Source organism: Neisseria sp. P0008.S002 (genome assembly GCF_051962805.1).
In the GTDB taxonomy this organism is placed as follows: Bacteria; Pseudomonadota; Gammaproteobacteria; order Burkholderiales; family Neisseriaceae; genus Neisseria; species Neisseria perflava.
Genome location: NZ_JBQCUY010000009.1, coordinates 103,744 through 113,994, shown reverse-complemented (window position 1 = coordinate 113,994; position 10,251 = coordinate 103,744). Strand labels below are relative to the sequence as shown.

The 10,251-nt window shown below is 47.8% G+C and carries 12 protein-coding genes; 11 read left to right on the top strand and 1 reads right to left on the bottom strand.

All coding sequences use genetic code 11. From position 1 onward, the window contains the following. The first annotated feature begins 15 nt into the window (after positions 1–15). The 7 genes from ACTHSA_RS10230 to apaG all read left to right on the top strand — a co-directional run bounded on the left by ACTHSA_RS10230 (position 16) and on the right by apaG (position 5,284). Entirely contained in the window at positions 16–84 is a 69-nt protein-coding gene (locus ACTHSA_RS10230; RefSeq protein WP_107723650.1) for a prepilin-type N-terminal cleavage/methylation domain-containing protein, read from the top strand. A gap of 140 nt (positions 85–224) precedes the next feature. Further along, entirely contained in the window at positions 225–1,073 is an 849-nt protein-coding gene (hpnD, locus tag ACTHSA_RS10225; RefSeq protein ID WP_004520626.1) for a presqualene diphosphate synthase HpnD, read from the top strand. Continuing rightward, positions 1,070–2,377, top strand: a complete 1,308-nt coding sequence (hpnE, locus tag ACTHSA_RS10220; RefSeq protein WP_004520627.1) for a hydroxysqualene dehydroxylase HpnE — start codon at positions 1,070–1,072, stop codon at positions 2,375–2,377. The genes hpnD and hpnE overlap by 4 nt, the downstream gene beginning before the upstream one ends. Before the next feature lie 95 nt (positions 2,378–2,472). Then, positions 2,473–3,192, top strand: coding sequence for an SDR family oxidoreductase (locus tag ACTHSA_RS10215; protein ID WP_003682583.1), 720 nt, complete (start codon positions 2,473–2,475; stop codon positions 3,190–3,192). Positions 3,193–3,379: 187 nt separating this feature from the next. Continuing rightward, entirely contained in the window at positions 3,380–4,336 is a 957-nt protein-coding gene (gene thiL / locus ACTHSA_RS10210; RefSeq protein ID WP_004520628.1) for a thiamine-phosphate kinase, read from the top strand. Next, positions 4,329–4,817: a phosphatidylglycerophosphatase A family protein gene (locus ACTHSA_RS10205; protein ID WP_039862448.1), complete on the top strand. Its 489-nt coding sequence runs from the start codon at positions 4,329–4,331 to the stop codon at positions 4,815–4,817. Before thiL ends, ACTHSA_RS10205 begins: the two co-directional genes overlap by 8 nt. A gap of 98 nt (positions 4,818–4,915) precedes the next feature. After that, positions 4,916–5,284: a Co2+/Mg2+ efflux protein ApaG gene (gene apaG / locus ACTHSA_RS10200; protein ID WP_004520630.1), complete on the top strand. Its 369-nt coding sequence runs from the start codon at positions 4,916–4,918 to the stop codon at positions 5,282–5,284. 63 nt (positions 5,285–5,347) lie between these two features. On the opposite strand, the gene ACTHSA_RS10195 is transcribed toward apaG, so the two are convergent. Then, positions 5,348–5,644 (bottom strand): DUF2288 domain-containing protein, encoded by a 297-nt coding sequence (locus tag ACTHSA_RS10195; RefSeq protein ID WP_004520632.1) that lies wholly within the window; start codon positions 5,642–5,644, stop codon positions 5,348–5,350. A gap of 270 nt (positions 5,645–5,914) precedes the next feature. Between ACTHSA_RS10195 and ACTHSA_RS10190 the strand changes: the two genes are divergently transcribed. From ACTHSA_RS10190 to ACTHSA_RS10175, 4 genes are all read left to right on the top strand, one after another. Further along, positions 5,915–6,640 carry a metal ABC transporter ATP-binding protein gene (locus ACTHSA_RS10190; protein WP_004520633.1) on the top strand — a complete coding sequence of 242 codons (726 nt, stop codon included), beginning with the start codon at positions 5,915–5,917 and terminating at the stop codon, positions 6,638–6,640. Positions 6,641–6,718: 78 nt separating this feature from the next. Then, positions 6,719–7,594 carry a metal ABC transporter permease gene (locus ACTHSA_RS10185; protein WP_070624827.1) on the top strand — a complete coding sequence of 292 codons (876 nt, stop codon included), beginning with the start codon at positions 6,719–6,721 and terminating at the stop codon, positions 7,592–7,594. A gap of 79 nt (positions 7,595–7,673) precedes the next feature. Further along, positions 7,674–8,579 (top strand): metal ABC transporter solute-binding protein, Zn/Mn family, encoded by a 906-nt coding sequence (locus ACTHSA_RS10180; RefSeq protein ID WP_107867435.1) that lies wholly within the window; start codon positions 7,674–7,676, stop codon positions 8,577–8,579. Between the two features lie 267 nt (positions 8,580–8,846). Beyond that, complete coding sequence (locus tag ACTHSA_RS10175) at positions 8,847–10,184, top strand: sodium-dependent transporter (protein WP_440378884.1); 1,338 nt, start codon at positions 8,847–8,849, stop codon at positions 10,182–10,184. The last annotated feature ends 67 nt before the right edge of the window (positions 10,185–10,251 follow it).

Here is a 10,251-nt window from a genome sequence, read left to right as displayed (position 1 = left end):
TGGGATAGGGCAACTGTGCAGAGGGGCTACTCCTTGATACAGCTGCTGGTGGTGATGCTGCTGGTTTCGATCTTGGCGACGTAAGATATTAGGCCGTCTGAAAGATACTTAAGATTAGCTTTCAGACGGCCTTGTTGTAAGATGAATTTTTGATATTGGCGTACTTTTTTAAATACAGATAAAATCCCTGCTAATTATTTATAACGATATTTTTAGGATACACAGTGCTTGCTTTGGATTATTGTCATCAAAAGGTTGCCGAAAGCCATTCCAGTTTTTTATCCGGCTTTCGTTTTTTATCGGTAGAAAAACGGAATGCGATCACTGTTTTATACGCTTTTTGTCGCGAACTAGACGATGTAGTTGATAGCTGTACCGATCCAAATGTAGCTCAGATAACGTTGAACTGGTGGCGCAGTGATTTGGAGAAAGTGTTTAATAATGAGATGCCTGAGCATCCCGTTCATCAGGCTTTAAAAGATATTCGGGAAAATTTTGACTTGCCGAAGAATGAATTTGAGGCCTTGATTGATGGCATGCAGATGGATTTGGAGCAGGCTCGTTATGGTAGTTTTGATGAATTAAAGCTGTATTGTCACCGTGTTGCCGGAGTTGTGGGGCGTCTTATTGCGCGGATTTTAGGTTTTTCCAATCTGAAAACTTTGGAATATGCGGACAAAATGGGCTTGGCTTTGCAGTTGACGAACATTATTCGTGATGTGGGCGAAGATGCGCGACAAGGAAGAATTTATCTGCCGATAGAGGAAATGCAGAAGTTTGACGTACCTGCCAACGTAATTATGCAGTGCAAACCGACAGAAAATTTTGCACAATTGATGCAGTTTCAAGTGAATAGGGCGCGTGAAACTTATCGTGAAGCGATGTTGCTTTTGCCGGCTGAGGATAAGAAATCACAAAAAGTCGGCCTGATTATGGCGGCTATTTATTATGCGTTGTTGAATGAAATTGACCGTGATGGTGCGCAAAATGTGTTGACTTATAAAATTGCGATTCCTTCTCCCCGTAAAAAACGTATTGCTTTGAAAACTTGGCTGTTTGGATTTAAACCATGAAGACTAAGCGTCCAAAAATTGCTGTAATTGGTGCCGGTTGGGCAGGTTTGTCTGCGGCGGTTTCCCTGATTCATCGAGCCGATATTTCTTTGTTTGAGGCTGGGAGACAGGCTGGCGGTAGGGCGCGTAGCATAGCTGGGAAAGATGGTGGATTCAGCTTTTTGGATAATGGGCAGCATATCTTGTTGGGTGCGTATCATGGTGTTCAAACTTTGATGCAACATATCGGCGTTCAACCTGAATCAGCCTTTTTACGCCAGCCTTTGCGATGGTACATTCATGAGGGATTGCAGTTTCAGACGGCCTCTCTGCCTGCGCCTTGGCATTTGCTTGTCGGTATCCTGCGTGCTAAAAATCTTTCTTTTTCATTGAAAATCAAATTGCTGTCGGATATGTCGGCATTGCAACGTTGGGCTGATCATCATAAAACCGATTTGACGGTTGCAAAGTGGTTGAGAACACGAAATGTTCCGCGCAGCCTGCTTGGGCAATTTTGGCAACCTTTGGTTTGGGGTGCTTTAAATACGCCGTTAGAACAGGCATCGTTGCGCATTTTATGTAATGTATTGAATGATGGCGTGTGGTCTGAAAAGGCGAACAGCGATTATCTTTTGCCTAAGCAGGATTTAGGGCGGATCGTAGCCGAACCGGCTTTGGATTTTCTGCACAAGCATGGTGCAGAAATACATCTTGAAACTCGTATTTCCCATTTAAACCATCATATCGATGGCCGAGTTGAAATCAATGGCGAAGTATTTGATGCGGTTGTTTTGGCTATTGCACCATATCATGTTGACGCACTTCTGCCTGAAGATACGCCTGACTATATTCAGACGGCCTATCAATCGTTGCATTACCATGCGATTACTACGGTTTATTTGCGTTATGCACAAGCAGTCAAACTACCTGCGCCTTTAACGGGATTTTTTGATGGTGCGGCGCAATGGGTGTTACATCGGGGGGCGTTGGGTTTGCCGGATAATGAAGTCGCGGTCGTCATCAGCGTTTCCGATTACACCGAGGCACGGAAGGATAAAGATTTAGCCGAGAAAATTCATGCGGACATTAAGCGGATTTGTCCGGATTTGGGTACGCCTGAAGCCGTACGCATTATTACTGAAAAACGCGCGACTACGGCGGCAACGGTTGATTTTGTACAACCTGATTTCTCATGGTTGCATCATCGCCGTATTTATCCAGCCGGCGACTATCTCCATCCGCGTTATCCGGCAACATTGGAAGCTGCGGTTCAGTCGGGCTTTGCTGCGGCTGAAAAACTTATGCTGGATTTGCGGGTTGAATAAACTGAGGCCGTCTGAATGTTCAGACGGCCTTTTTGACTTTACAAAACTTACCAAGCCGATACAATATCCAAAACCATAAAGTTCAAGGAAAAGTCATGACGACATTAGCGAACAAAACCATCTTGATTACCGGCGCATCCCAAGGCTTGGGCGAGCAGGTTGCCAAAGCCTATGCGGCTGCCGGAGCGACTGTCATTTTGGTGGCGCGTCATCAAAAGCGTTTGGAAAAAGTATATGATGCCATTGTGGCTGCGGGCAGCCCTGAGCCGTTTGCCATCTGCTTTGATTTGATGAGCGCGGAGGAGAAAGAGTTTAAGCAATTTGCGGAGACTATTGATGAAGCGACCGGCGGAAAATTGGATGGCGTGGTACATTGTGCCAGCTATTTCTATGCCTTGTCGCCATTGGATTTTCAAACCGTATCGGAATGGGTCAACCAATACCGTATCAACACCGTTGCGCCTATGGGTTTGACCCGTGCGCTGTTCCCATTGTTGAAGCAATCCGAAGATGCTTCTGTGATTTTTGTCGGCGAAAGCCACGGCGAAAAACCGCAAGCCTATTGGGGCGGTTTCGGTGCCTCCAAAGCTGCGCTCAATTATTTGTGTAAAGTGGCCGCGGACGAGTGGGAACGTTTTGACAACCTGCGTGCCAATGTTTTGGTGCCGGGCGCCATCAATTCGCCGCAACGTATTAAATCGCATCCGGGCGAATCGAAAAGCGAACGTAAAAACTACGAAGATGTCCTGCCGCAATTTATTTGGTGGGCAAGTCAAGAGAGCAGGGGGCGGACAGGCGAAATCGTCTATCTGTAAATCTACCTGCTCAGAGTGGTTTGAGAACATGAGGCCGTCTGAAATCTATATTTTCAGACGGCCTTTAACTTATTGAGTTTTATATCTAAATAATGTTGAAGTGTAATGTTTGACGTTTTAGCAGGCAAACATCAGGCTGGCACAAAATTAGATATAGTAATCTAAGTTATAGTTGTATTGGATAAATATGACGGAATTTGACTTTATCAGACAATATTTGCAGCGACAAAAATCGGAAGGTTTGATTTTGGGCATAGGGGACGATGCCGCTATTATTCGCCCAAGTAACGGATTTGATTTATGTTTTAGCGCTGATATGTTGGTTAAGGGCAGACATTTTTTTGAAGATGTTTCACCTGAAGATTTGGCATGGAAAATGCTTGCAGTAAACTTATCCGATATGGCCGCTATGGGTGCCAAACCACGTTGGGTGTTGCTCAGTGCTGCGCTGCCTGAATTGAATCAAGACTGGCTCAAACGTTTTTGCGATAGCTTTTTTGCTTTGGCCGCGCGTTTTGATACGGTGTTGATTGGTGGCGATACCACCAAAGGCGATTTGGTCTTTAATGTAACAATAGTAGGTGAAGTTCCGACAGGGAATGCCCTGCGGCGTGATGCGGCCGAAGTCGGCGACGATATTTGGGTATCGGGTCGGTTGGGTTTGGCTGCCGCTGCTTTGAACAAACATCTGGGGCATTATCAATTACCGTCTGAAATCATGGCAGTTTGCGATGATAAATTGCTCCGTCCGGAACCGCGCGTTTCATTGGGGCAGGCATTGTTGCCGTTTGCCCATGCCGCGCAAGATGTTTCAGACGGCCTGGCTCAAGATGTGGGGCATATTTTAAAAGCCTCTGCTGTCGGGGCGGAAATATTTGCCGATTGTGTGCCGTCGTTGCCTGAATTGAAAAACGTTTTGTCGCGCGAACAATGGTTGTCGGCGGTATTAGCCGGCGGCGATGATTACGAACTGATTTTTACTGCTGCTCCAGAAGATAGGGAACGCGTTTATCAGGTAGCGGAACAAAGTGGCGTACCGGTCGCCCGAATTGGTAAAATGACTGACTCAGGCCGTCTGAATATTTTGGATGCCGAAGGCGGCGTATTGGAACTGACTTCTTTAGGATTTGATCATTTTGGCTGAACGTAAACCTACTTTTTCTTGGCTGTTGCACAAACCATTGTGTTTTTTAGGATTCGGTTTTGGCAGCGGCTTGTCGCCGGTTGCTCCGGGTACGGCCGGAACGCTGGCAGCATTACCTCTGGCTTTTGTATTGTGCCTGTTGGGCATAGACGGCTGGATATTGCTTTTATTGTGTATCGCCTTGTTCTTCTGGGGTATCCGCATTTGCGGTTATACCGAGAGGGAGCTGGGTATTCAGGATTACGGCGGTATCGTCTGGGATGAAATTGTCGCGATGCTGTTGGTGCTGTCGCTGATTCCGTTTAAATGGAGCTGGTGGCTGGCGGCTTTTGTTATTTTCCGCTTGTTTGATGCGTTGAAACCATGGCCGATAAAATGGTTTGACCAATGGATTCATGGAGGTTTAGGCATTATGCTTGATGATTTGATTGCGGCTGTGATGACCTTGATGGTCTTGGGCCTGTTTTATTGGATCGCGTGATGCGTTTTAAGTGTTTCGACCCTTTGCAAAAATAGGGCGGGCACGCCGGAATTATCCGGATATTGAAATAAAATAAATACCATACGGGGTAAACAATTATGAATGAAATCGAGATTAACGTGGAGCCGCGTTATATGGCCGGTCAGAGCGACGTCTATCGCGACCGTTACGCCTTCAATTATCTGATCACCATCTGCAACCGCAGTGATAAAATCATTACTTTGCGTCAGCGTTTTTGGGAAATCACCGACGGACACGGTGAGACAGAGCAGGTCGGTCATGTTGGCCTGATTGAAGAGCAACCTGTTTTGTACCCGGGCGAAGCCTATGAGTACAACAGCGGTTCGCAAATCAGCACGCCTTGGGGCAGTATCGAAGGCGCGTATGAGTTTGAAGACAGCATCGGCAAACGTTTCGTTATCGGGGTGCCGAAGCTTGAATTCAAAGCAGGCTTTACTTTGCAATAGGTCGTCTGAAAAATAAAACCGGAACATGGGAAATGTTCCGGTTTTATTTTTCAGACGACCTTATCAGTCTTTGCAAGGCTGTACCAATACCCACGGCGCTACGACAACCGCCCACATTTCCTGCTTATCCGCTAAAAATGTGCGTGCCATATCATCGCTGATGGCACCGAATTTGCCTTGTTCCATCCATTGTTTCAATGGCGCGGCTTCATCTTCGGCAACATGACGGGCGACGGCAATCAAATCCAAATCGGGCGCAACATAGACGGCGGCACCGCGTGCGAAGTGGGGTTGCAGCTCTTCCCATGAAATGCGGGCGGTTTCGGTATTGAGTTTTTCGTTTAAGAGTGGAATAGACATAGGACAATCATCAAATAAAAAACGGATTGTAACCGATATTCGGCCTTTTGCCCGATGCCGTCTGAAAACGAAAGAAATTTACAGGGTTAACGTTATACAGTATCATTTTAATGTTTTAATTTTCTTTCAGACGGCCTGTTGTCCGTATTTGGACAAGGGCGGTTTTAGGCTTATGAATTCTGTATTGTTGACCGGATTGCTGCAAAGGCTGCTGATTGCGCTTGTCGCATTGGCGGCGTTGTGGGCTGTATATTTTTGGGCGGTATCGCCATGAGTATCGTAGTGGAAAATTTGACGGTCAGCTATCAGCGCATGCCGGTGGTGCATCATGTCGATATGGTGTTTGAAGATGGGAAGATGTGGACGATTTTCGGACCGAACGGCGCGGGTAAATCGACCCTGCTCAAAGCCATTATGGGCTTGCAGAAGACGGACACGGGCAGCGTGCGCTATGAAAATATGGCGCGCAAGGATATTGCCTATCTGCCGCAGCAGTCGGATATTGACCGCAGCCAGCCGATGACGGTGTTTGAACTGGCGGCGATGGGGCTGTGGTATGAAATCGGCTTTTTCGGACGCGTGAACGCGGCGCAGAAAAAGCGCGTGATGGCGGCTTTGGAACGCGTGGAAATGCAGGATTTTGCTACACGCCAAATCGCGCACTTGTCCAATGGTCAGTTCCAACGCGTATTGTTTGCACGGATGCTGGTGCAGGATGCCAAATTTTTGTTGCTGGATGAGCCGTTTAATGCGGTGGACGCGCGGACGACTTATGCGCTGTTGGAAGTTTTGCGCCAGTGCCATCAGGACGGTCAGGCAGTGATTGCCGTGTTGCATGATTACGAGCAGGTGAGGGCATATTTTGCCAACACGCTGCTTTTGGCGCGTGAAAAAGTGACTGCTGGCGCGACGGAAAATGTGTTGACCGATGAGTTTTTGGCACAGGCAAACCGAATGATGCAGAAACAGGAAGCGGCCGATTGGTGCGCGGTTTAATGGACAAGGCCGTCTGAAAGTTAGTATTTTTCAGACGGCCTAAGGCTTTCAGAGATTATAATAAAAAAGCGATAAAACATGGACTTATATGATTTGGTCGTTGCGCCGTTCGCCGAATTTGACTTTATGCGCTATGCCCTGGCATCGATTTTCTGCTTGGCATTGAGCGCGGCGCCTGTCGGTGTGTTTTTGGTGATGCGCCGCATGAGTTTGGTGGGTGATGCCTTGAGCCATGCGGTTTTGCCCGGTGCGGCCATTGGTTATATGTTTGCCGGCTTGAGTTTGCCTGCGATGAGCATTGGCGGTTTTGCGGCCGGTTTGCTGATGGCTTTGTTGGCCGGTTTGGTCAGCCGGTTTACTTCATTGAAAGAAGACGCGAACTTTGCCGCATTTTATTTGAGCAGTCTCGCCATCGGCGTGGTTTTAGTCAGCAAAAACGGCAGCAGCGTCGATTTGCTGCATTTGCTGTTTGGCTCGGTGTTGGCGGTGGATATTCCGGCTTTGCAGCTGATTGCCGTTTCTGCGAGTGTCACTATTTTGCTGATGGCGGTCATGTTCCGTCCGCTGGTGTTGGAAAGTATAGACCCTTTGTTCCTCAAGGCTGTCGGCGGTAAGGGCGGCTTTTGGCATGTGTTGTTTTTGGTGCTGGTCGTGATGAATTTGGTTGCCGGTTTTCAGGCATTGGGTACGCTGATGTCGGTCGGCTTGATGATGTTGCCGGCGATTACCGCCAGACTGTGGGCGAAAAGCATGGGTTGGCTGATGATTTTGTCTGTCGCATTGGCTTTGCTTTGCGGTTTGGCAGGACTGTTGTTTTCCTACCATATTGAAATCCCGTCCGGCCCTGCGATTATTTTATGCTGCGGCACGCTTTACTTGATTTCCGTCGTGTTCGGTTGGGAAGGCGGCATTTTGGCAAAATGGCTGCGCCGCAAGAAACACCGCACGGCATGATTTTTCAGACGGCCGCTTGAATAATCAGGCGGTCTGTTTTATGATGATGTTAATGTTACGTTATATCACTGGAGAGAATATGAAACATTGGAAACTCGGCATCGTTGCCGCATTATTGACCGGTGCAGCTTATGCCGCTCCGCTGCCTGTTGTCACCAGCTTCAGCATTTTGGGCGACGTGGCCAAACAGATTGGCGGCGACCGTGTGGCCGTTCAAAGCTTGGTGGGCCCTAACCAAGACAGCCATGCCTACCACATGACCAGTGGCGACATCAAAAAAATCCGCAGTGCCAAATTGGTATTGCTTAACGGTTTGGGCTTGGAAGCCGCCGATGTACAGCGTGCAGTCAAACAGAGTAAAGTTCCTTTCGCCGAAGCGACCAAAGGCATTCAGGCTTTGAAAGCAGAAGAGGGAGGCCATCATCATGACCATGATCACGAAGGCCATCATCACGATCACGGCGAGTTTGACCCGCACGTTTGGACCGACCCCGTCCTGATGGGTACTTATGCGCAAAACGTTGCCAATGCTTTGATTCAAGCCGACCCTGAAGGCAAAACCTACTATCAGCAACGTTTGGGCAACTATCAAATGCAGCTGAAAAAACTGCACAGTGATGCGCAGGCTGCCTTTAATGCCGTACCTGCCGCCAAGCGTAAAGTCTTGACCGGACACGATGCGTTCTCTTACATGGGCAAACGCTACAATATTGAATTCATCGCCCCTCAAGGCGTGAGCAGCGAAGCCGAGCCGTCTGCCAAACAAGTGGCTTCCATCATCCGCCAAATCAAACGCGAGGGCATTAAAGCCGTCTTTACTGAAAACATCAAAGACACGCGCATGATTGACCGTATTGCCAAAGAAACCGGCGTTAATGTCAGCGGACGTTTGTATTCCGATGCATTGGGTGGCGCACCAGCCAATAGCTACATTGGCATGTATCGCTACAATGTCAAAGTTTTAACTGATGCCATGAAAAAATAAAGCGGCTTAAGGATAAAGGCCGTCTGAAACCTTAAAAACAAGGTTTCAGACGGCCTTTTATATGCTTATTTTTAAAATAAACCGTCAAATTTGAAATATAAAAATAAAATTTGTGCTATTAAAAGTTTAATTATCAAAAATTCATGCTAATTTGCTTGGTAAGTACGCACCATCCGTGCGAATTGCTTATCGGCTGTCTGCCAGCCACTCACGGCTTGACTTCACCCTGTTACAATTCGGCATCTTCACGTTTCTTAATATTACATCATGAGCAACCATTCATCTTGGTCATCCAAAATCGGCTTTGTGCTTGCTGCGGCAGGTTCGGCCATCGGTTTGGGTGCAATTTGGAAATTCCCTTATACGGCCGGTACAAACGGCGGTGCCGTATTTTTTCTTTTGTTTTTGATTTTTACGATTTTGGTAGCCTTGCCGGTCCAATTGGCCGAGTTTTACATCGGCCGTACGGGCGGTAAAAACGCCATCGATTCCTTCAAAGTATTGCGCCCCGGTTCGCAGTGGCCGTGGGTTGGCCGCATGGGCGTGGTCGCTTGTTTTATCTTGCTGTCGTTTTACAGCGTGGTCGGCGGCTGGGTATTGAACTATGTGGTACACAGCTTTACCGGCGAAATTCATGCCGGTGCAGACTTTGAGGCCTTGTTTGGTAAAACGATTTCTTCGCCGTTTGGTTCGCTGTTTTACCAAGGTTTGTTCATGCTGATTACCATTTGGGTGGTCAAAGGCGGCGTTTCAGACGGCATTGAAAAGGCAAACCGCGTGTTGATGCCGGGTTTGTTTATCCTCTTTATTGCATTGGCTATCCGTTCGCTGACTTTGCCCGGCGCAATGGACGGCGTGGCATTCTTGTTGAAACCTGATTGGTCGTATTTGAAACCCGGCACGATGCTGACTGCTTTGGGTCAGGCGTTTTTTGCCTTGAGTATCGGCGTGTCCGCGATGATTACCTATGCTTCGTATTTGGGTAAGGATCAGGATATGTTCCGTTCCGGCCATGTGATTATGTGGATGAACCTGTTTGTGTCGCTGCTGGCCGGTTTGGTGATTTTCCCTGCGGTATTTGCCTTCGGTTTTGAACCCGGTCAAGGCCCAGGTTTGATTTTTGTCGTATTGCCTGCGGTCTTCATGAAAATGCCGATGGGTACGTATTTGTTTGCCGTGTTTATGCTGTTGGTTGTTTTTGCCACGCTGACTTCCGCGTTTTCCATGTTGGAAACCGTCATCGCGGCAACCATCCGCCAAGATGAGAAAAAACGCAGCAGCCATGCTTGGATAATCGGTATTGCGATTTTTGTGGTCGGCATTCCTTCTGCGCTGTCTTTCGGTGTATGGAGCGAGTTTAAAATTTTCGGCAAAACCATTTTTGACTTGTGGGATTTCATTATTTCTGCCGTCATCATGCCGATTGGCGCATTGAGCGTTGCCGTGTTTACGTCATGGGTTCAGGACAAACAGTCCGTTCTGCGCGATGCGGGCATGGGCAGTACCATTCCGAAACAGCTGCTTTATCTGTGGTTGGGTGCGCTTCGCTATCTTGCGCCGATTGCGATTATTGTGGTGTTCATCAACTCTTTGGGTTTGATTTAATCCGATAGAGAGCAAACAGTCCGGCGTTGCATTGTTTCGCCGGACTGTTTGTTTAAAAACATCATTA

What these genes read in the sequence shown, in the direction of transcription:
- ACTHSA_RS10180 (WP_107867435.1), top strand. Translation starts at nt 7,674, where the DNA reads ATGAAACATTGGAAACTCGGCATCGTTGCCGCATTATTGACCGGTGCA.
- ACTHSA_RS10215 (WP_003682583.1), top strand. Translation starts at nt 2,473, where the DNA reads ATGACGACATTAGCGAACAAAACCATCTTGATTACCGGCGCATCCCAA.
- ACTHSA_RS10175 (WP_440378884.1), top strand. Translation starts at nt 8,847, where the DNA reads ATGAGCAACCATTCATCTTGGTCATCCAAAATCGGCTTTGTGCTTGCT.
- hpnE (WP_004520627.1), top strand. Translation starts at nt 1,070, where the DNA reads ATGAAGACTAAGCGTCCAAAAATTGCTGTAATTGGTGCCGGTTGGGCA.
- ACTHSA_RS10185 (WP_070624827.1), top strand. Translation starts at nt 6,719, where the DNA reads ATGGACTTATATGATTTGGTCGTTGCGCCGTTCGCCGAATTTGACTTT.
- ACTHSA_RS10195 (WP_004520632.1), bottom strand. Translation starts at nt 5,644, where the DNA reads ATGTCTATTCCACTCTTAAACGAAAAACTCAATACCGAAACCGCCCGC.
- apaG (WP_004520630.1), top strand. Translation starts at nt 4,916, where the DNA reads ATGAATGAAATCGAGATTAACGTGGAGCCGCGTTATATGGCCGGTCAG.
- ACTHSA_RS10190 (WP_004520633.1), top strand. Translation starts at nt 5,915, where the DNA reads ATGAGTATCGTAGTGGAAAATTTGACGGTCAGCTATCAGCGCATGCCG.
- thiL (WP_004520628.1), top strand. Translation starts at nt 3,380, where the DNA reads ATGACGGAATTTGACTTTATCAGACAATATTTGCAGCGACAAAAATCG.